The sequence below is a fragment of the Vibrio sp. 10N.286.49.C3 genome, from assembly GCF_041469545.1.
Classification (GTDB): domain Bacteria; phylum Pseudomonadota; class Gammaproteobacteria; order Enterobacterales; family Vibrionaceae; genus Vibrio; species Vibrio tasmaniensis_A.
In genome coordinates this window covers 16,905-38,917 of record NZ_JBFRKT010000032.1, presented here as the reverse complement: position 1 = coordinate 38,917, position 22,013 = coordinate 16,905, and the positions used below count along the sequence as shown (strand labels likewise).

Sequence of the window (22,013 nt, the reverse complement as noted above, 5' to 3'; positions counted from 1 at the left end):
TCTCATACGAGAATCGAAGCTAAAGCCTTAAACGGCTGATAACTAAAATAGTTAGACTGTATGATTGATATAGAGCCCGCTGATTGTAGCGGGCTTTTTTATGACAATTTTTCAACCGAAGTAAGATTAAGGTCAATATCGAATAAAATTGAAAATAGCACTTATAATTTATTTATATTTAGATACAATTCATTCCTCAAACTGATCCTGTGTTTCACGTTAATTATTGAGCAATCACTGTGAATATCGACGTTGTCTTGCTGTTAAAACAAAACCCCATCCTTCTCATTTTTGTTGTGTTATCTATTGGCCTCGCCATTGGTAAAATTCGTTTCGGTAGTCTCCAACTAGGAAATTCAATCGGTGTTCTGATTACTTCTCTTATCATGGGACATCTTGGCTTTTCCTTTAACGCCGACGCTCTCACAATTGGTTTCATGCTCTTCATTTACTGTGTAGGTATTGAAGCCGGGCCCAACTTCTTCGGTATATTCTTCAGAGATGGTAAGCATTACCTCATTCTTAGCCTCGTTGTACTTTCTACGGCCATTGCCCTTACTTATTTTTGCAGCGAATATTTAGGTCTTGGTTTCGGACTTTCCGCAGGCATGATGGCGGGAGCACTAACTGCAACACCAATATTAGTTGGTGCGCAAGATGCACTCAATTCAGGTTTAGCTGAAGTACCAAGAAACATGGACCTGGGTCTGGTCATAGAAAACCTCTCTGTAGGTTACGCGATGGCTTATTTAGTCGGCTTAATCAGTATGATTATGTTTGCCCGCCTTATTCCAAAGCTTCAGAAAGTAAACCTGCACGACTCTGCAGAACAAATAGCTCAAGAGCGCGGCCTAGGCACCTCTGGCCAGCGTAAGGTTTACTTACCCATTATCCGAGCTTATCGTGTGGGACCAGAGCTAATTACCTGGACTGATGGCAAGAACCTTCGTGAGCTTGGCATCTATCGCCAAACTGGTTGCTACATCGAGCGGATTCGACGTAATGGTATTCTTGCCCACCCTGATGGCGATGCCATTCTGCAAGAAGGCGATGAAATCGCATTAGTTGGCTTCCCTGACAGCCACGCTCGTCTTGATCCAAGTTTCCGAAACGGTAAAGAAGTTTTTGACCGTAACCTTCTCGATCTACGAATCGTTGAAGAAGAGATCGTCGTTAAAAGCGACAACATCGCGGGTAAGCGTTTATCTGACTTAAACTTATCGGAATACGGCTGTTTCCTTAACCGCGTAGTAAGAGCTCAAATTGAAATGCCGATGGATTTAAACATCGTACTTTCTAAAGGTGATGTACTACAAGTCAGTGGTGAAAAGAGCCGTGTTCACGGCCTTGCAGAAAAAATTGGTTTCATCTCGATTCACAGCCAAATGGCCGATTTGACGGCTTTCTGTAGCTTCTTCATTCTGGGCATTTTGTTTGGTTTGATCACCATGACATTCGGCCAAGTCTCATTTGGTTTAGGTAATGCAGTTGGTCTTCTTCTATCGGGCATCATGCTTGGCTTCTTACGAGCGAACCACCCTACCTTCGGTTACGTTCCTCAAGGGGCGTTGAATATGGTCAAAGATCTCGGTTTGATGTTCTTTATGGTCGGTATCGGCTTGAGCGCCGGTGGTAAGATATTTGAGCATTTGACCCAAGTGGGTCCGCAAGTTATCGGGATAGCACTTATCGTGAGTGTACTGCCGGTATTCTTCGCTTACCTAGTCGGCGCTTACGCACTGAAGATGAACCGAGCTCTTCTTTTTGGAGCCATCATTGGCGCACGAACCTGTGCTCCGGCAATGGACATAGTGAATGACCACGCTCGTTCAACTATCCCAGCACTGGGGTACGCAGGTACGTACGCGATAGCCAATATATTGATGACCTTAGCGGGTACCTTTATCATTATCATCAGCTAGTTTATTCAGCGTTATAGCGCTTTAGATTAGATATTTTAAAAGCACTAATTCATCTTTGAGTTAGTGCATTTTTTATTACTTAATCTCTTTTCTCATCCCAAATCTCTATACTACTTTCCTCAAACTACAGACAAAAAAATAGGCGCTCAATGAGCGCCTATTTCGTTTTATTTTGATTTGTGAATTAGATGTCAGCTACATCAAATTCAACAGCTGTCTCAACGTCAGCTTCGTAATCAACACCATCAACACCGAAACCGAACAACTTCAAGAATTCTTCTTTGTACTCAACGTAGTCAGTCAGTTCTTTTAAGTTTTCAGTTGTGATTTGAGGCCATAGGTTACGACAATGCTCTTGAATGTCATCACGAAGTTCTAGGTCGTCTAGACGTAGACGGTTCACTTCATCAACTTCTGCTGCACTGCCATCTGCTTTGTATAAACGTTGGCTGAACATACGGAAGATCTGTTCCATACAACCTTCGTGAATGCCTTCTTCACGCATCTTCTTGAACACCATAGCGATGTAAAGAGGCATAACAGGAATAGCAGAGCTTGCTTGAGTCACAACTGACTTAAGAACAGCAACGTTCGCAGTACCACCAGTTTGGCCTAGTTTCTCGTTAAGCGCTGATGCTGCACGATCTAGATCCATCTTAGCTTTACCTAGCGCGCCATCCCAGTAGATTGGCCACGTTAGCTCTGTACCGATGTAGCTGTAAGCAACAGTCTTACAACCGTCAGCTAGAACACCCGCTTCAGAAAGTGCGTTGATCCAAAGTTCCCAATCTTCACCGCCCATTACAGTAACAGTGTCTTTGATCTCTTCTTCAGTAGCAGGCTCAACGCTTGCTTCGATGATCGCATCTTTGTTTGTATCTACCGCTGTAGATGTGTAAGTCTCACCGATAGGTTTAAGAGATGAACGAATCACTTCGCCAGTCTCTGGCATTTTACGCACTGGAGATGCCAGTGAGTACACAACCATATCGATTTGACCTAGATCTTCTTTGATCAGGTCAATTGTTTTCTGTTTAGCTTCGTTAGAGAAAGCATCGCCGTTAAGGCTTTTTGAATACAGGCCTTCTTCTTTAGCTAGCTTATCGAACGCTGCTGAGTTGTAAAAACCAGCTGTGCCCGGCTTTTTCTCAGTACCGGCTTTCTCGAAGAAAACACCGATAGTTGAAGCGCCGCCACCAAATGCAGCCGCAATACGTGAAGACAAGCCGTAGCCACTTGAAGAGCCAACAACGAGTACACGTTTAGGTGCATTTGCGATTGGGCCTTGAGCTTTTGTGTAAGCAATTTGTTCTTTTACATTAGCTTCACAACCGACTGGATGTGTTGTAGTACAGATGAATCCGCGAATTCGAGGTTTGATGATCATATTCAACTTCCTTAAAAAATCAGGTTAAGGATAAGAGTTTCGTGCGCAAATGGCATCTAATTTCTGTAAAAATGTGGTGAAAATGCAAGTGGTTGGAGCACTCAACTGATATTTGCCGACTAAGTCACCATTTGTTAACGCTTCTATTGCGACTTCTACGACAAAAACAAAAAAGGCACCTTATTAGGTGCCTTTTATCATTTCGTTATCTAAGCAACGCTATTTAGCTTAGGTTTTAACTCTTTTCGCGTCAAAGTTTCACTAAAGTCATGACTGAAGTGGTCAACTTGAATCGCTGTGTAACGTAGTTTATCAGCAGCAACAATTTGGTCGACTTCTTCTTGTGTCAGAACATCGGCAGCAAGTGCTTGAGCCAGTTTGTCTGCCAACAAGCCTTTACGAGCCACTTTGCCCTCTTTCACTGCTTTAAAGATCTTACGCTCCAGAGGCTTGATGCTGTACATCGCATTGAACGCGTTCTCCATAAGGCCAACACTATCATCCTCTTCCTTGCCGATGTAGCAAAGGTGAGTCAGACGTTCACGGTGTGCTCCCGGAGTCATCAAGCTTTCTGCTAGTTGAACTGTTAGGTTATCACTTGGTTTTTCGAAGTGGTTACCTACAGGGAAAACTAGACCTTTAAGTACTTTTCCAACCATCTTATTCGGGAAGTTACGGTACGCTTCTTGTAACGACTTAGCCGCATTGTGGAAACAGTGTTGAACCGCGTAGTGTACGTAGTCTAGGTCAGCTTGTTGACGACCTTCGTCTTCATACTTTTTAAGTGCAGCAGACGCCATGTATAGGTAACTTAGACCATCACCCAAACGTGCAGAGATAAGCTCTTTACGTTTCAGTTCACCACCTAGCGTCAGCATTGCGAAATCCGCACTCACTGCAAGTGCGCGGCTCAAACGAGTCAAATCTTGGTAGTAAGGCTTCGTTGGACCGCTCATGTCGGCTTTAATGAACTTAGAGCCAGTTAGTGCTGCGCCAAACGCACCAAACGTGTTTTTAGTTGCGTGTGAGATGTGCTTGAACAACAAGCTATCAAAGTCTTTTGCACCTTGCTTCTCGTCTGGATTCGCTGCCGCTTCCATTTCGCTCAATACGTATGGGTGACAACGTGTCGCACCTTGACCGAAGATCATCAGGTTACGAGTTAGAATGTTCGCACCTTCTACTGTGATAGCAACTGGAATACCTAGGTAAGGCGCAGCCAAGTAGTTCATTGGGCCATCTTGAATTGCACGACCTGAATGGATATCCATTGAGTCATTCAGAATAGTACGAGCCATCTCTGTCATGTGATACTTCGCGATAGCCGTTACGATACCCGGCTTCTCTTTCATATCAAGTGAAGTGGTTGTCAGTGTACGAGTCGCTTCTAATAGATACGTTAAACCACCAATACGGCCTAAGCTCTCTGCAACACCTTCAAATTTACCAATCGACATACCGAACTGCTTACGAACATAAGCGTATGCGCCGGTCGTTTTCGCTGTTAGGTGGCCCATCGCCGTACCAAGTGCGGGTAATGAGATACCACGACCTGCAGACAAACATTCCACCAGCATACGCCAGCCTTTACCTGCGTAATCTGCGCCACCGATTAGCCATTCCATAGGAATAAATACATCGTGACCGCGTGTTGGGCCATTCATAAACGCAAGACCAAGTGGATCATGACGCTCACCGATCACAACACCTTCGTGGTCTGCCGGGATAAGCGCACAAGTGATACCAATGTCTTCTTTGTCACCCAGTAGCTTTTCTGGATCGTGCAGTTTGAAAGCCAAACCAAGTACCGTTGCCACTGGTGCTAGCGTAATGTAACGCTTGTTCCAGTTAAGCTTGATGCCTAGTGTCTCTTTACCTTCGTGCATGCCCATACACACAGTACCGACATCAGGGATACCACCCGCATCAGAACCTGCTTCAGGGCCTGTTAGTGCGAAACAAGGGATATCTGTACCGTCAGCTAGACGTGGAAGCCAGTAGTCTTTTTGATCTTGAGTTCCGTAGTGAGACAGTAGCTCACCAGGGCCAAGAGAGTTTGGAACCATTACCGAAACCGCGGTACTGATACTACGCGTTGCAATCTTAGTTACGATTGTAGAGTTGGCGTGCGCCGAAAATTCACGGCCACCGTACCCTTTCGCGATAATTAGCGAGAAGAAACGCTCTTTGCGTAAAAAGTTCCATACTTCCTCAGGAAGGTCTCTGTCTTCTTTCACAATTTTGTGGTCATCGAGCATAGCGAGCAAAGTTTCAAGTTCATTGTCCATGAACGATTGCTCTTCTGCTGTCAGCTGAGGTTTTGGGTACTGGTGAAGCTTAGTGAAATCTGGTTTACCAGAAAACAGCTCTCCGTCCCACCACACGCTACCCGCTTCCATCGCTTCTTTCTCGGTGCTAGATAGGGGTGGTAGTACTTTTTTAAAGAGTTTAAAAGCTGGGTCACTTACCCATTTTTGTCTTAGAGAGCTCATAGTTCAGATCCTTTTGTTCACTATATTGTTTGTGAATATTTTGCTTTTTATTGTTTTATTCTTTTGCTGACATGCCAGCGGCCAAATATGGAATAAGAATATCGACCACTGCCTTAGCATCTATCTTTCTGTCATAGTCATTCTCTGCAATTTCTATTAGAGCTTGGCTAGATGCCATGGTGAATACACAAGTCCCTAGGGTGAAGTGCAATCGCCAAAATAACTGTTCTTGAGTGAGGTTTGGGTTGGCTTTCATTACTGAGTTGGTAAACAAAGTCAGTACTTCGCTATAACGAGTAGTAATGAACCAACGCAAATGACCTTGCACATCTGTATAGCCTCGACCGATGAGTAACATAAATCGACTCGTACCATTTGGCCTTACATCATTGAGTGCCCTTAGTGGCTGCCTTAAAGACTCAAACACGTCACTCATAGAATACGTTTCGTTCAAATTTAAGTTCACTAGTGCATCTTGCAATGCTGGCATAAATGCTTCTAAGTAACGATTGAGTACCGCACGAACCAGAGTCTTCTTATCGCCAAAGTGGTAGTTCACTGAAGCAAGATTGACATTGGCTTTACTCGTAATCGTGCGTAAAGAGGTGTCATTAAAACCGTGCTCAGCAAATAAGCCTTCAGCCACATCTAAGATTTTGTCTTTGGTTGTACTTCTTGGTGCCATTTCAATCACTCGTATTAAACAACTGTTTGAAATATACGCTTAGAACATTTATTTAACAAGCAAGCAACATCACATTTTCACAAATTGGTCGTACCAGTTATAAGCATTACGTTCTAAGCGATTGAATAGAGACGCGTTTAATTAAAAAGAGAAAATTAATGAATTTTTTGGGGAACTGAAATGATAATCGAGGGTCATAAATTAAGTAGAAAACAGCGTATTTAGATGTTTAACAGGCCGTCAAACTTGTTTCTCACTGTTTTCTTAATCACTGCATTTTCCTTATTAACTCCTATACTTGTATCCGCCCAAACCGCGTTGGTTTGGGCTTTTTTTTGTCTAAGATCACGGTGTTTTTTTAGGTTAATAGTAGACACAAAAAAGCCCTCGAAACCGAAGGCTTTCATTACATTAAAGTTCAAAGCATTTCACGATCCGACTAGGCAGCATCATTTTTGATTAACTCGGCTAGCACCGAAAGATCATTGCCGAGATCAACCGAAGCTCCCATTTCCGTTGCAATACCTTCAACCACTATGGTTTGAGTATCACTGCCGCCATTGATTGGAATCGATAGTGCGATATCGTCTCCATCAACAGACACTTCAATCATGCCAAGCAGCTCGGCCATTTGAGTTTCATCTTGTGGGTCTTCAAGTAGATCATTGAGGTCAATCAGATCACCGGCGCCCTCCGTATAAAGCTCAAAGTCTTTAATGATATCGGTCCCATTGTCGAGCGTAGAGTCTAGCCAAGTGAAGATGTTGTCTCCGCTATCTCCAATCAGCAGATCGTTGCCTGACTCGGCATACAAAGGTTCATTACTCGCTGCACTGATCACGTTATATTGCTGCGGTTCTTCGATATCTATGGTGACCGTCTCTACCGTGCTTTCTGCGCCATTAGAGTCGACCGCGACATAATCAAACTGCGGGTCTTCAGTTACCGCCTCGTTACCTTGGACATAGCGTAACTCCCAACTGCCCCCTGTCGATGACAACTCCATTCCAACGATCGGATTATCTGGTGATGAATAACTGAAATCATAAAGTATTTGGCTGTTTCCGGTGTCTCCGGGGTCTTTCTGATACTGCTCTGTATGCGTTGTACCATCAGCAAAGGTATAGAGTACTTCAACATAAACATTACTATTGGTGTTAAATGAACCACCCAAACCATCTAGACCAAAATCAACAACCCCTAATGGATTATTTGTAAAATCGAGGACTAAGGTCTCCTGTTTGTTCATACCTCTACCATCGGTATCACCAATACCAAAACCGACATGAGACTGTTCACCTTGATACTGTTTCAAAGGCTTATTATTGTTGTCTTCAATCGTAACCGTAATCGTATTGCCGTTATCTAGGGTAATAAGTCTCTCGGTTGGCGACACCGCGACGCCCCAATTATAGAAGCCATCAACGAGCTCTGGCATATCGTCAGGGTCACCACTGAAGCCCATTTCAAACATTTCTCCAGGCCCGGCAACGAAGCTGATATTGTTTGGGACAAACAACACACCGTTGTCGACGTCAGACTGCACAATTTCTCTCGTGACACCATTTTCATCGGTATACAAAAGGCTGCCGTTGGTTGGCAAACTTTCTATCCGAATATTAAGTGGAATGTCGTCATGATCATCTTCTATATCTGAGATGTAATCTGGCATGCCGCCATCTTCAGAATCGAAGAGAATAGGTATAATCGCGTCCTCATCATTAACGACCGTAAAGCTGGTCGCTTCAGGTGCGTCATTGACACCATTGATTGTTATCTCGATAACATGCTCTACACCATCGATGGCGGTGACGACATATCGCTCAATAACCGTGTCGTCATCGTTCAAGTATTGAACCGCATCGTTATCAACGACATAACTCCATGCCCCTTCAGGAGTAATCGTTAACATACCTAGTGCAAGTGCATAAGTAGATCCAACAGGGGTAAACATGCCATTAGGTTTAAATGCAGGCATGTCACTCGTGTCGACGTCAGTAATCGTTAAAGTACCAGACACCGAGAGTTCGTTGGTATCTTCATTGACATCGACGTCCTCTGTCACTTCTCCCACGTCAGAGTCACCTTCCCCAACCGTAATCTCAGATGGGTCATCGGCACCGTTGATGGTGATGGTCACTTCACTTGTGGTTCCGTCAATCGCAGTAACCGTGTAAACCTCGGTGACAAACTCATCATCATCGAGATACTGCACATCATCGTTGTCGACGACGTAAGTCCATTCGCCATCGTCGGTAATGGTCAACATACCCAACGCAGTATCATTGGTCGAACCTTCAGGATTAAACGTTCCGTTAGGTTGAAAAGCCGCGACATCGTTAGCATCAACATCGGTAATCGTCAGTGTTCCCGTCGCCATCAAGTCGTTACTCTCCGGGTCAACATCGACATCTTCCGTCACCTCACCCATGTCTGAGTCACCTTCCCCAACCGTAATCTCAGATGGATCATCAGCACCGTTAATGGTGATGGTCACTTCACTTGTGGTTCCGTCAATCGCAGTCACCGTGTAAACCTCGGTGACAAATTCATCGTCATCGAGATATTGCACATCATCGTTGTCGACGACGTAAGTCCATTCGCCATCGTCGGTAATGGTCAACATACCCAACGCAGTATCATTGGTCGAACCTTCAGGATTAAACGTTCCGTTAGGTTGAAAAGCCGCGACATCATTAGCATCAACATCGGTAATCGTCAGTGTTCCCGTCGCCATCAAGTCGTTACTCTCCGGGTCAACATCGACATCTTCCGTCACCTCACCCATGTCTGAGTCACCTTCTCCTACGGTAATCTCGGACGGATCATCGGCACCGTTAATAGTAATGGTCACTTCGCTCGTGGTTCCGTCTATTGCAGTAACCGTGTAAACCTCGGTGACAAACTCATCGTCGTCAAGGTATTGCACATCATCGTTGTTGACGACGTAAGTCCATTCACCACCATCGGTAATGGTCAAAAAACCCAGAGCGGTATCATTGGTCGAACCTTCTGGGTTAAACACACCGTTTGGTTCGAAAGCAGCGACGTCGTTATCGTCGACATCGGTGATGGTTAGCGTCCCTGACGTCGCTAAGTTGTTGCTCTCTTGATCAACATCCACATCCTCAGTCACTTCTCCTGTGTCTGAATCACCTTCACCAACAGTTATGTCAGATGGATCATCGGCACCGTTAATAGTGATAGTCACTTCGCTAGTGGTACCGTCACTGGCTGTCACGGTATAAACCTCGGTAACGAATTCATCGTCATCCAAGTACTGAACATCGTCGTTGTTAACTACGTAAGTCCAAGCACCATCAGGGTCGATGCTCAATACGCCTAGCTGTGATTCGTTTGTTGAACCTACGAGGTTAAACTCACCGTCAGCTGAATAGGTAGGAGTGTCGCTGTCTACATCTGTAATTACGACCTGACCAGACGTCACTAATTGATTGGTGATCTCATCTACATCAATGTCCTCAGTCACACTGCCCGAATCATCGGTAGCGACTGCCGCATCATCAGTACCAATGATGGTGACGGTGATGACTTGTTCGCCACCGTCGGAGGTTTGCACTGTCGTCGTATCTTGAATTTGCTCGCCATCAGCAAGTTCATCAAATGGACTGTTGGCCACGAATGTCCACGAGCCATCCTCATTAACGACAAAAGACCCGAACCCATTTTCGCCTTCCGCATCTTTGGCGATAAAGGTAACGTCCGGATCGTCAATGGTTAAAGCGCCCCCGGTTTCAATAGGCTCATCCTGTTCAAACTCAATAACGTTGGTTTCACCTGAAACAAGCGCAAGAGCAATGATATCGAAAAGAGCAATACTTTGCGTTTCGGACAACCCTTGAGATTCAAGTCCGTCAGTTTCAAAGTTTGTTGAAGCAAGAGTTTCAGCCCCTGTACGTTCAATCCTACCGCTGTTGGTTAGACTTGAGCCTTGCTCACCCGCGGCGGCATCAAACTCTTCACCCAATTCTGTTGGATCAAACCCTTCTTCAATAGCACGTTGAACTTGAGCGATCGCATCATCAGTGTCTATCACGTTTTGCTGACCTTGGTCATCGACAAACCGTGCAGAAACGTTTGGCACGCTCTCTTCAGTTGTTTCGACAGTGACAATGACGTCGCTAGCAGCTGGTTGCTCGCCCGGAGGCAAACGTCTAACTTGGCCTTGAGCGTCGAGCACTATAACGCCGTTCGCAAGACCTAGTATATTTAGGTTGATATTTCCCATATCCATATTCCCACTTCTGCCCAGAACACACCAAACGCGGATCCAATCCCACTCTGCGCTGTGGCTATTTCCTACAATAAATTTAGTAGTGGCATTATTGATAATCAACTCACTAAAGACATGGGAATGCGATGCTTTTTAAATTAGTCAATAGCAATAGCGACTTACATTCAAAAAAAACCAACAAACTTCGCATTTTTTTGCAAATGTCCTAAGCTTCGTTTAATACCATTCACTCAATTCAACGGTAAACGTAGGTTGGGAAACGGATGAGGCATTGAAAGTAGAAGGAGAGCTACTTTGAAATTGTTTAAATTATCCATAATGTGTTGCTTAGTTGCTGCAGCACCACTCGCCGCTCAAACTCTGGAACAGTCTGTGGCTATTACCCTAGCAACGAATCCAGAGATAAAAAGCATCTTTAACGAATATGTGAGCGTGAAAAAGCGTAATGACGCCTCTGGTGGGGCATACAGGCCGAGTATCGACCTTGATGCCGGTATTGGTTATGAAGGTATAAACCCTGCACCAAATAACGGTCCAGACACGGATCTAACAAGAAAGGAAGCAACGATTTCCCTCACTCAATTGCTGTGGGATGGTTCTTCGACTCTGAACGATATTGACCGTACCGCTGCAGAAGCTGAATCAGTTCGTTTGCAATTGATAGCAGATGCCGAAGACAAAGCACTGGAGGTAACACAAATATATCTCGACGCAGTAAAAGCGACTGAGGTACTGGCGCTGTCAGAAAGTAACCTTGCGATACACAAGAAAATCTATAAAGACATAAAAAAACGAGCGAGTTCAGGCATAGGTTCTACCGCAGACGTTTCGCAAGTAGAAGCTAGGATTGCAAAAGCTCATGGTAACTTATTAGCCGCCCAGAATAATTTGATCGACACACATACCCAATTTAGAAGAGTTGTAGGACAAGAACCGCTAGGTCTGATTTACCCAAGGGCCGACATATCTTGGATTCCACTGTCATTGTCAGATGCCCTAGTTGACGCTTTAGATAAACACCCTGTAATTAAAATAGCGGCGGCAGATGTCGACGCAGCACATTTTCAATATAAACAGTCCAAAGGCGTAAACTATCCTACATTCTCTATCGAAGCGTCTCAGTCATGGCGTGATGATGCAGGAGGCGATGAAGGTTCAAGTCAAGAGACGCTCGCAATGTTGAGAATGCGGTATAACTTATATAACGGTGGTGCAGACAGCGCCAATTCAGAAGCTTCTGCTTACCAACTCAATAAGGCGAAAGATCTTAGAGATCGTGCTTATCGCCAAGTCGAAGAAGGACTTCGTCTCTCATGGAGCGCCTTAGATCTCACACTGCAACAGAAAAACTTTTTGTCCGACCATGTTGATTCAGCTTCAGAAACCGTTATCGCCTATGAAAAACAATACCGAATAGGGAAACGTACTCTGCTTGACTTGCTCAATACTGAGAACGAACTGTTTGAAGCCCGCAAAGATTATCTGGATGCCCATTACTCGGAGCAGTACGCTAAATACCGAGTGATGAACGCTACAGGTTCTTTATTGAACGCTCTACTGGTCGACATACCAGAAGAGTGGACAACGGCCGTGGAGTATTAATGATGAAAATAACTTACTTATTACTTCCCGTATTAACGATGACTTTATTTGCCTGCTCCAATCAGCAGCGAGAAGCCTACATCGAGACGCCCGAAGCTGAACAAATTGCCGATCTACAAGACGATGATAAAGATGGTGTAGTAAACGCGCGAGATACCTGCCCTGGTACACCAGAAACATCACAAGTCGACAATGATGGCTGTGGTGAAACAATTCGAGCAGAAGAAGTACGACAGCTGAAAATACTCTTTGCTCATGACTCATTTGAAGTAAACCCAATATTTTCTAGCCAAATTAGCACCATGGCAGAGTTTCTTGAAAACTACAAAAGCGCTTCAATTGAAATCCAAGGTTACGCCAGTAAAGTGGGCTCCAACGAATACAACTTAGACTTGTCAAAGAAACGAGCAAACAATGTACAAGATGAGTTACTTTCGAATGGTATAGAACCAGAGCGCGTGAGAATTGTTGGCTATGGTGAAGAACGCTTAGAAAACGATGGTGACGATCCTACTTCACACGCACTGAATCGTAAGGTAACCGCGACCGTAGTTGGGTTAAGTGAGCAGATCGTTGAAGAGTGGACCATTTTTACCACACTAGAAAAGTAACGTGACATCATCACTGAAAGCGCAAGATGTAAGGTAAATTCGCTTACAAATACAGCTTAGCTTCAAGATCAATAAAGCCGTGATAGGGTTACCAATCACGGCTTTTTGTTCTTTGTCGTCACATGAATCGTAAAGGTGATTCTGTGACTCTTCTTGCTACTCAGAAATTGACTTGTTACTCAGTGAGTAGGCTCCCTCTTAAGCGAACCTACTACCGATTATGCTTTTACCTACCAATTATAGCTTTACTTCTTGATGCTTAGTTTTCGGTAGAGAAATACTTAGCAGGAAGTAACCTAAGATAGCTGCGGTCGTTGAGCCCATCAGGATACCTAATCGAGCAAGCGTATCAAAATCTGCGTTCGTTGGACCAAATGCTAGCGATGAAATAAAGATAGACATCGTAAAGCCAATACCACACAACACAGATACCGCGAAGATGTTCATGAAGTTCACACCTTCAGGAAGCTTAGCGATGCCCGTTTTCACAGCACCCCAGCTGAATAGGAAGATACCCAGAGGCTTACCAACCAATAGACCCATAGCAATACCAAGAGGTAGCATGCCTGTAAGGTTTGAAATTGAGATGCCTTCTAGTGAGATACCTGCGTTTGCAAATGCGAAGATTGGCAAAATTGCAAAAGCGACGTATGGGTGCAGAGCATGTTCTAGATGTTTCAGCGGAGAACGCTCTCCTTTATTGCCTTTCAGTGGGATAGCAAAACCAATGACTACACCAGCCAATGTTGCGTGAACACCTGACTTCAATACTGCGAACCACAGAATTGCACCAACAATAAGGTAAACACTCAGCTTAGTTACATGCTTGTTGTTTAGCATGAACAGCACACCAGTTGCAATGAAGCCAACCGTTAGTGCAAGCGTCGATAGATCGCCTGAGTAGAACAGTGCAATGATAACAACAACCCCTAGATCATCGATAATTGCCAACGCTAGTAGGAATACCTTCAAGCTTACCGGTACACGGTTACCAAGAAGAGCCATGATGCCCAATGCGAAAGCGATATCAGTTGCCGCTGGGATAGCCCAACCTTGAAGCGCTTCAGGGTTACTTGAATTGAATAGCACGTAAATAAGTGCAGGAGCTAGCATACCACCCACCGCTGCGATAGCTGGGAAGATTGCTGTCTCTTTAGACTTTAATGCGCCTTCTAACAGTTCGCGCTTAACTTCTAAGCCAATTAGAAGGAAGAAGACAGCCATTAAGCCATCGTTAATCCAGTGTGATACAGACATACCAAGAACATAGCTGTGCAGTACCCCTTGGTACATTTCGTTCAATGGTGAGTTTGCTACAAACATTGCGATCGCCGCAGCGATGACTAGTATGATGCCGCCAGCAGATTCCAATTTAAAGAAGTCACGGATGACGTCGGTCATGATTTCGCCCTTATATTTATTATTTAAATAAACGAATAACAAAGAATAACCACGAGTTTATATCCAAGCTCTATCGATAAATAATCACTTCTTCGGATGTTTAACTTCGGTTTTTCCTACAAATACTAAACAATACGTCGTATATTCCATAATGTTGTTATGCACCATGAATTAAGTATAGATGAGTTCACCAAGGCTGTATGCACAAATAATTCGAGGGTTGTCGGAATATCAAACATAAAAAAAGGCTATCAAATGATAGCCTTAGGTGTTTTTTAGTAGCCAGTTAACTGCATAAAGCCTGTTGCTTCATGGCTTCCGCTCGCCATAATTGGCCCTTCCCAATAGGGTATGACAAAAGGCAGCCACATATCCCTACGTTTGATACGCGTAGTGAGATTGATATCGTGTTGTGGCACGTTAATAATCCATTGGAGCGGCATTCTTCTACCATTCATTAGCGTCGTATTCTGTAATGGCTTGATAGAAATGTCGGAGTCCGTTAGCTGATACACTTTGCCAGAACGAGTTGCCAATGTTCCAAAAACATAAGGCAATTGTTGATTATGGCGATATCGGTTAATGCTCAGTGCAGTACCGTCATCGAGATTAAACACGAACCAATCCCAGCCTTGCTGACCGACTCCGAGTAAACCACTGCCCCACTCTTTATGCACCCACGCAGTACCTTCGACTTCTTTCGTTACACCGTCGAGATTCAAAACCCCACTCAAAGATAAAAACGGAGCGCTGAAGTTATAAGACGCGACAGGCAATAAGTCGTGCTTTTTCTGATAGCCGTTATCGCCGTTGAGCACGTATGGCCCTTTCGCAATAGTGTCGAGTTCAAGGCCGAACGTATCGGTTTGTACTTGAAGGCGACCTGGAAACGGTGTGTTACCCAAGGCACGCCAGTTCCAGTTATCAATCCAAATTCTAAACGGATGACTGGTCATTCCCGCCTGTCCAATGCCACCACGCGCCAAACGTTGCTCTTTCCAAACCTTAGATTCAGACGAAATTACCACATTTGAAATATAAACCTGCGGGCTTTGCCACCCCCAGGTTTCTCGCTCATCGGTTGCAATGCGAAAGAAGCTCCACTGTACCGAGTACTTTTTCCCATCATCCCCTTTTAGAGACGCAAAATAATGCCACCACTCATGCTGGAATTCTGGGTGGAACTGGAAATCACGAGGCAACGAAACGCCTCGGTCTGGCAATACAGGTTCAAACACATTGAAGTGCTCACTTACAAGTACTGAATTAACCTCATTCTCGCCCTTATCGCCAACATCGACAAAATAGGAATAGTAAGCCCAGACACCTAAAATAGTGCCAAAGAAACCAATCAGTAATAGAGCAGAAACAAATCGGTGTCTGAGTTTTTTTGAGCCATTTCGTTGAAGCATATTAAAGCGCATCCCTCAGTGATTTCATCGGTGTGTTCCGAATCATTCTCATCACTGGCAATGCACCAGCTAACATTAATGCTGCCATGGCCCACGCAAATGTCTGCAAATAGTCCCAAGGAATCACTTGTAATTCGAGTGACCACCCAAAAGACTGCTTAATGACAATATCGACGATCAAGCTGGCTAACGCCAATCCGAGCGGGATAGCAATCAAGGAAGAAATAAGTCCGAACACAAACAACTGCAAGCTGCCTGTAAAAATCAGCTCTTTTGCCGAGACCCCTAAGCAACGTTGCAATGAAATATGCCTTTGTCGAGACACTTCACCCGCAACCGTCGCGAAAAAGATGCCGAAGACCGCGATGACCAAAGTGATGTTACCCAATGTATCAGCTATCGCGAATGTTCTATCAAACACTCTCATCGCCTGACTGTGAATATTGTTATTATCAAAAATACGCTCAGATCCAAGCCTGAATACGCTTTCCAATCGACTTCGAAGTCCTACGGAATTGACATCATCTTTGAGTATGACGCCTAAACCGACATTTCCGCGTCCAGCAAACCCAGATAGCCAGTTTCGATGTGACATCATGACTTGATGGTAAGGGTTGCCATAATCGTAATAAACACCGACAACCTGCCAACCAGAGCCAAGACTGTCATAAAGGTCTATATAGTCGCCTGGGCGAATCCCTAACTTGAGAGACATCGATTCACTGATCAACACACCTTTCGAATGATGCAGGTGGTACCAGTAATTCGGAATACCTAACTTGATCGTCAGCGCTTCTAATTCGCCTTCAGAAGGACCAGTACTGACCACCTGGGTACTTCCGACAGGGGAAGCGACATCTTTCTCCCAACGCCACCAAACTGAATCGACTTCAGGCTGTTCTGACAGCCAATTACTCATACGTGCAGCGGCGTTGTTGGTTGGGTAAATGTAAAGGTCTGCAGCCAAACGCTGTGTTAGCCATTTATCGGTGGTATCCCTAAAGCTACCCACCATGGTTTCTACACCAATATTCGCTGTTAACGCTAGCATGAACGCCATTGTCGCCACACCACGATAACTCATGCTTGAAGCGGCATCCGCAAAGAACCAGCGAGCACGAACCCAACGCAGTGAATAAGACAAACTGTTGAACAGCTTCCACATCAAGAAAGGCGTAAACAAAGCCACACTGACGAGCATCAGGGCAATAATCGCAAAACCAGATTCTTGCGTTTGTGGGGCTTGATACACAGCGACAGCTGCAACCAAGAAACCACAACCAATCAATGCTTGCCAAGTAAACTCAGTGCCAGCAAAACGCATCAAAGATAAACGAGATGACAAACGAATCGGTTGCGACCTCAGCAAACGAACCAATGGCCATGCACACGCTAGGAATGCACCAAGCAACGCCATTAATAAGCTATAACCACTCCAACGCCAACTCCAGCTAAGGGTTAAGCCCACATTCGCATCGTAAAGATCACCTAAACTCGAAGAAACGGCAGGTAACAGTTGGTTTGCCAACATGACACCGAATACATTACCGCAGATCCAGCTCAGTAGAACCAATAACAATAACTCTAAGCAAAGCGCTTTAGTCAGTTGCCAACCAGACACACCTGTTTGTCTCAAGATTCCGACGAGTGGTTGGCGCTGAATGAAAGACAGCGACATCGCTTGATAGAAAATAAACAAGCCAACGACAAACGACAGCATGCCCATCGCTTTTAGATTTAAGTGGAAAGCGCTAGTCAATGACTCAAGCTCAGCTTTAGAGCTGCGAGAGATTGTCAAACCATTGGGCAACATGTTTTTAAGACGTTCAAACTTCTCGGGAGACATGTCTGAACACGCAATCACGGAAAGCCCTGCACTGCGTTTAAGCATTCGGAGCAAGGAGATATCCGCAATCAACCTTGTACCATTAATCAGGTTATTTTGGTCCACTACCACTGGACCTAGCTCTGAACCATCCATCAGTGGAATGTAGTCCCCATCCTTCCATTCCATATGTTCAGCAAGATCATCACTCACTAGGATCGGATATGGTGGTTTCATGAGATCTAACGTGGTGAGTTCTTTTAGGGCAGCACCAGGCTGAAGCTGAAGCATAGAAACAGGGTCTATGCCAATAAGCATAAAGTTTGCACCATTTTCATCAGTGATACTATGGTGGTCAAAAGGAGAACACTGCTGAAAGCCTTCACGACGAAGCTGAATGTAAAAACCTTGCGGGATTTTATTCGCGTTATGTTTTGGTCGAATACGGTAAGGAAGAGGATTCGAAAAGAGTTTTTCGCCATGCGTATAACTTTGCTTGGCGTGTTGGTTGATAGCGGTAACACCAACCAAAAGTGATACGCCTAGGGTTAAACCAAGCCATACCAAGATAATCTGAAGTGGGTAACGTCGATAGTGACCAAGTAGCGCTTTAACTACGGGCCATAACATGCAGTTGCCCTCCTTGTAGACGAATTCTGCCATCCATATGCAATGCAACTTTCTCACTGTGTGTCACCAGCAATAATGTACATTCTAATTGGCGGGCCAAAGAGGTCAGCAAACGCATCACCGCTTCCGCATTGCGCTCATCAAGGCTTCCCGTTGGTTCATCGGCCAACAAAATTTTCGGTTCCATATACAAGGCACGAGCAATCGCAGCACGTTGTTGCTGGCCACCAGACGCTTCTTCAGGGTAACGACCAAGCAAAGGCATCAGGTCTAAAGCAGAAAGAATCTGTCTCCAGAGCCCCTTATCTTCAGGTAAACCTTTTAACTGGCGGCAAAAACGGATGTTGTCGGCAATGTTAAGCGTTGGTAGCAAGTTGAATTGCTGGAAGATATGACCGATGTTGTTTCTACGATAAGCGGTGCGGTCACGCTCGGTCGAGTCGTGCATATCGAAGTGAGGGAAAGCGATTTCACCTGAATCGGCGAGGTCTAAACCCGCGATAAGATTCAGCAAAGTACTCTTACCAGAGCCACTTTCTCCCATTAATGCCAGCTGATCACCTTGGTTTAATGTTAATTCAGCACCTTGCAAAACAGGGTGAAACTCCCCCCCATCGACATAGCCTTTACACAGGTCTGACAGCTTTAACATTAAACAGCTCACATTAGTTAGAATTTGGAATGAGAATCTACACTAATTCCCTGTTAGGAGGAAGTATTTTGAAAGATAGATCACACACCAACGATAAAGTGATGGGGTTGATGCGCTCTACTTCAATTTCCTATCAAGTTTTTAATCCATTTTCTTGTTTTCATGCGGTAGAGCGACCCACCCCACTTAAGCACTTCTTCAGTGAGGAAAAGCAGATATATCCACTCAGGTGGAAACTTCAGATAGATAGCAGCAATCGCGGCGAGCGGAATACCGATCACCCATTGGGCAATCAGGTCTTGATAAAGGCAGAACTTCACATCACCGCCCGCTCTCAACACACCAACAATGACAGTCAGCGGTACCGATCGGATAACAATACCCACGCTTAAAATTAGAATGAACTTTTCTGAGAGGGCTCTGGTTTCTTCCGTCAGTGCACTAAAAGCATTCAGTATTGGCGTTTGTACGAAGTAAAGAAAAACGGCCACAGCGATACTGGTAAAGAAACACAAAATCGTTAAGCCTAACGCTTGGTAATAAACCGCTTCATTATTCTTTGCGCCAAGTTGATTCCCAACCAAAACAGAAGCCGCATTCGACATCCCAATCAATAAACTCAATGAAATAGATTCAACCGGCGTCATCACTGAAAGTGCAGCCAGACCTTGGACACCCGATTGCCCCATGATCGCGTGGTAAGCAAACAAGCCACCAGCCCATGCTAAGAAGTTAAACGTCGTCGGTAGCGATAACTTTAAGAAGCGAACCACTTTCTCGATCGAAGCTGCCGCTTTTATATCGCAGAACTTGAAAGCCAGTAAATGCTTAGAGAAATAAAGGTAGCCAAACAAGGTAACGACTTCGATTGCACCACTTAATACCGTCGCAATCGCTGCACCTTTGATTCCAAGCGCAGGAAAGCCTAAGTTACCGAAGATCAGCACCCAGTTTAAGAACACGTTAGACAGGATACCGATACCGCTGAAGAAGGTGCTTAGCCCGGGTTTGTGCATCGCTCTCAAACCTACAGCCATACTGCTAACGCACGATACAGCTAGCATGCTAAACGAGGTGATAACAATGTATTCAACACCAAGGTTGATCACTTCTTGGGAGTCAGTCGTCACGCCCATGATTTGTGCGGGAAATGAAACGAAGAAAACAATAGTTAGTAACGCAAATAGTGTCGAAACCAACCATGTAAGCGCGGTACTTTCTCGCACACCTTGTTTGTTACCCGCGCCCCAATATTGAGCCGTTAGCAAAGCGCCGCCCGTAGTGACACCCACCAGCATAATGGTCGTGACAAACATGGCTCGACTCGCCACACCCACCGCAGCAATATCAGCTTCACCCAATTGGCCTAACATCAATACATCCACAAGGCCTCGACTTGAGAACATAATGCTCTGCAAGGTGATAGGTAAAGCAATCGCAATAAGCCTACGAACAAAATCACCTCGAGTGTGATGAATAATTGAAGAGAGCAACATAGAAATACCTAAACGGAACGTATTGATGAATAAAGATAAATATCACGCTATTATATCAATGTTCGGTTTTTAACCACAGAGATAAATGGAGTAACAATGAAGAAAGTACTGGTTTTAGGCGCTTCTGGATATGTTGGTTCGCAGCTCCTCCCTCTCCTGCTTGAGCAAGGCTATCTAGTCACAGCTGCAGCAAGGCATATCGACTATTTAAAAGCACGAACAGAGCCTCACGACAACTTGTCACTTGAATACCTTGATCTCGCAGATCAAGCTGCGACACAAGCGCTCGTCCCTGACTTTGACCTTATTTTCTTTCTTGTACATGGAATGGCTGAAGGCCATGATTTCATTGATTACGAACTCAAGTTGGCTCGTAACTTTGTTTCGGCTCTTGGGCCAAAAAACCAACACGTCATCTACCTGAGTTCGCTTCAACCGCAAACGGGTGATTCAGAGCATCTTCAAGCGAGAAAACAAACCGGACAACTGCTTCGTAAAGGACCAGTACCGGTGACCGAACTTCAAGCAGGCGTCATCATTGGCCCTGGCTCTGCGGCGTTCGAGATCATGCGAGACTTCGTGTACAACTTACCTATCATGATTGCGCCCAAATGGGTCGACTCTAAAGCCAACCCTATTGCCTTGCAGAACCTGAACCACTATCTACTAAAACTCGCACAAGACACGCCTAGCGAAAGCCAAACCTTCGAGGTTGGCGGGCCGGATATTGTCTCTTATCGAAATCAATTTGCTCACATTGCCAAAACAGCCGATCGTCCACTCAGGCTGTGGGCGACATCACTTCTCACACCTTCAATGGCGTCTTATTGGTTGGGCGTGGTGACTTCTGTTCCGTCCAACATAGGCAGAGCGCTTCTCGCGGGCTTAAAGCATGACTTTATTGCCAGTTCGACCATCATTAGAGAAAAGTACCCTCAGAAACTTATCTCATTCGAAAACATGGTTGAGCAAGCAATTCACGCTGAAGGAAACTTCGTAAAAAGTAATGTTTGGGGCTTTGACAAAACCGCCTTCACGCGCTGGCAAGCTGGGTATGGCTATTACCCGAAGAAAACAGGGGCAAGTATCACCTCAAGCGCATCCTTAGATTCCCTATGGCATGTTGCACAGCAGATAGGAAGCCCAAAACAGGGTTACTTCTTCGCTAACGCTTTATGGCGCACACGCGAATGGTTAGATCTTATCTTTGGCGGTGGTGTACCTGTTCGACAAATGCCAGAAGGCCCTAACCTAAAAGTCGGTGACAAAATTGATTCTTGGAAGGTTATTCGCTGTGAAGAGAATCAGTTTCTATCTCTGCTTTTCGGTATGAAAGGCCCCGGTTTGGGGAGACTCGAAATCACCGTCTCTGACCACGGTGATTCTCGTGAACTGAACATTTCAGCTTGGTGGCATCCAAAAGGCTTTTTAGGCTTACTGTATTGGTTCGCGATGATGCCAGCTCACCTATTTATCTTTAAAGGCATGGTGAAGGCGATTGAGAAGCAAGCTAAAGAGCAGATGAAGGATTAAAGCAGATTCGAGATTCGGGCAACGAGATGCGAAGAAATTAAGAGCTATAGATGAGACTCCCTCCACACCTTCTTGCTAGAAAAAGACCGCCATTTAGGCGGTCTTTATAT

13 protein-coding genes are annotated in these 22,013 nt (G+C 44.9%); 4 read left to right on the top strand and 9 right to left on the bottom strand.

The features are described from left to right. The first annotated feature begins 239 nt into the window (after nt 1–239). On the top strand, nt 240–1,922 hold the full coding sequence (locus tag AB4180_RS14720) for an aspartate:alanine antiporter (RefSeq protein WP_012604238.1): 1,683 nt from the start codon (nt 240–242) through the stop codon (nt 1,920–1,922). Between the two features lie 184 nt (nt 1,923–2,106). Here AB4180_RS14720 and fabV read toward each other — a convergent pair whose 3' ends face one another. From fabV to AB4180_RS14700, 4 genes are all read right to left on the bottom strand, one after another. Then, nucleotides 2,107–3,309, bottom strand: coding sequence for an enoyl-ACP reductase FabV (gene fabV, locus AB4180_RS14715; RefSeq protein ID WP_009847071.1), 1,203 nt, complete (start codon nt 3,307–3,309; stop codon nt 2,107–2,109). A gap of 209 nt (nt 3,310–3,518) precedes the next feature. After that, nucleotides 3,519–5,801, bottom strand: coding sequence for an acyl-CoA dehydrogenase (locus tag AB4180_RS14710; protein WP_004734682.1), 2,283 nt, complete (start codon nt 5,799–5,801; stop codon nt 3,519–3,521). Between the two features lie 55 nt (nt 5,802–5,856). Continuing rightward, nucleotides 5,857–6,486: a TetR/AcrR family transcriptional regulator gene (locus AB4180_RS14705; protein WP_009847073.1), complete on the bottom strand. Its 630-nt coding sequence runs from the start codon at nt 6,484–6,486 to the stop codon at nt 5,857–5,859. Between the two features lie 439 nt (nt 6,487–6,925). Next, nucleotides 6,926–10,735 carry a VCBS domain-containing protein gene (locus tag AB4180_RS14700; RefSeq protein WP_102249846.1) on the bottom strand — a complete coding sequence of 1,270 codons (3,810 nt, stop codon included), beginning with the start codon at nt 10,733–10,735 and terminating at the stop codon, nt 6,926–6,928. Nucleotides 10,736–11,035: 300 nt separating this feature from the next. On the opposite strand from AB4180_RS14700, the gene AB4180_RS14695 reads away from it, so the two are divergent. Further along, nucleotides 11,036–12,343: a TolC family outer membrane protein gene (locus AB4180_RS14695; protein ID WP_012604242.1), complete on the top strand. Its 1,308-nt coding sequence runs from the start codon at nt 11,036–11,038 to the stop codon at nt 12,341–12,343. After that, the gene (locus AB4180_RS14690; RefSeq protein ID WP_032499588.1) at nt 12,343–12,954 is read left to right on the top strand and encodes an OmpA family protein; all 612 of its coding nucleotides are present in this window, start codon (nt 12,343–12,345) and stop codon (nt 12,952–12,954) included. The genes AB4180_RS14695 and AB4180_RS14690 overlap by 1 nt, the downstream gene beginning before the upstream one ends. A 237-nt stretch (nt 12,955–13,191) precedes the next feature. Here the strand turns inward: AB4180_RS14690 and nhaA are convergent, their stop codons facing one another. The 5 genes from nhaA to AB4180_RS14665 form a co-directional block, all read right to left on the bottom strand. Next, the gene (nhaA, locus tag AB4180_RS14685; RefSeq protein WP_029222855.1) at nt 13,192–14,355 is read right to left on the bottom strand and encodes a Na+/H+ antiporter NhaA; all 1,164 of its coding nucleotides are present in this window, start codon (nt 14,353–14,355) and stop codon (nt 13,192–13,194) included. Nucleotides 14,356–14,630: 275 nt separating this feature from the next. After that, nucleotides 14,631–15,779, bottom strand: coding sequence for a lipocalin-like domain-containing protein (locus tag AB4180_RS14680; RefSeq protein ID WP_012604245.1), 1,149 nt, complete (start codon nt 15,777–15,779; stop codon nt 14,631–14,633). Further along, nucleotides 15,769–18,222 (bottom strand): ABC transporter permease, encoded by a 2,454-nt coding sequence (locus AB4180_RS14675; RefSeq protein ID WP_009847079.1) that lies wholly within the window; start codon nt 18,220–18,222, stop codon nt 15,769–15,771. Before AB4180_RS14675 ends, AB4180_RS14680 begins: the two co-directional genes overlap by 11 nt. Continuing rightward, nucleotides 18,203–18,874, bottom strand: a complete 672-nt coding sequence (locus AB4180_RS14670; protein ID WP_009847080.1) for an ABC transporter ATP-binding protein — start codon at nt 18,872–18,874, stop codon at nt 18,203–18,205. The genes AB4180_RS14675 and AB4180_RS14670 overlap by 20 nt, the downstream gene beginning before the upstream one ends. Nucleotides 18,875–18,996: 122 nt before the next feature. Then, nucleotides 18,997–20,370, bottom strand: coding sequence for an MATE family efflux transporter (locus tag AB4180_RS14665; RefSeq protein ID WP_102249844.1), 1,374 nt, complete (start codon nt 20,368–20,370; stop codon nt 18,997–18,999). Nucleotides 20,371–20,466: 96 nt separating this feature from the next. On the opposite strand from AB4180_RS14665, the gene AB4180_RS14660 reads away from it, so the two are divergent. Then, nucleotides 20,467–21,903, top strand: a complete 1,437-nt coding sequence (locus tag AB4180_RS14660; RefSeq protein WP_102249843.1) for a DUF2867 domain-containing protein — start codon at nt 20,467–20,469, stop codon at nt 21,901–21,903. Nucleotides 21,904–22,013: the final 110 nt, after the last annotated feature.

Excerpts from the sequence above, each read along its gene's own strand:
- fabV (WP_009847071.1), bottom strand. The coding sequence starts at position 3,309 with ATGATCATCAAACCTCGAATTCGCGGATTCATCTGTACTACAACACAT.
- AB4180_RS14710 (WP_004734682.1), bottom strand. The coding sequence starts at position 5,801 with ATGAGCTCTCTAAGACAAAAATGGGTAAGTGACCCAGCTTTTAAACTC.
- AB4180_RS14705 (WP_009847073.1), bottom strand. The coding sequence starts at position 6,486 with ATGGCACCAAGAAGTACAACCAAAGACAAAATCTTAGATGTGGCTGAA.
- AB4180_RS14700 (WP_102249846.1), bottom strand. The coding sequence starts at position 10,735 with ATGGGAAATATCAACCTAAATATACTAGGTCTTGCGAACGGCGTTATA.
- AB4180_RS14690 (WP_032499588.1), top strand. The coding sequence starts at position 12,343 with ATGATGAAAATAACTTACTTATTACTTCCCGTATTAACGATGACTTTA.
- nhaA (WP_029222855.1), bottom strand. The coding sequence starts at position 14,355 with ATGACCGACGTCATCCGTGACTTCTTTAAATTGGAATCTGCTGGCGGC.
- AB4180_RS14680 (WP_012604245.1), bottom strand. The coding sequence starts at position 15,779 with ATGCGCTTTAATATGCTTCAACGAAATGGCTCAAAAAAACTCAGACAC.
- AB4180_RS14675 (WP_009847079.1), bottom strand. The coding sequence starts at position 18,222 with ATGTTATGGCCCGTAGTTAAAGCGCTACTTGGTCACTATCGACGTTAC.
- AB4180_RS14670 (WP_009847080.1), bottom strand. The coding sequence starts at position 18,874 with ATGTTAAAGCTGTCAGACCTGTGTAAAGGCTATGTCGATGGGGGGGAG.
- AB4180_RS14665 (WP_102249844.1), bottom strand. The coding sequence starts at position 20,370 with ATGTTGCTCTCTTCAATTATTCATCACACTCGAGGTGATTTTGTTCGT.
- AB4180_RS14660 (WP_102249843.1), top strand. The coding sequence starts at position 20,467 with ATGAAGAAAGTACTGGTTTTAGGCGCTTCTGGATATGTTGGTTCGCAG.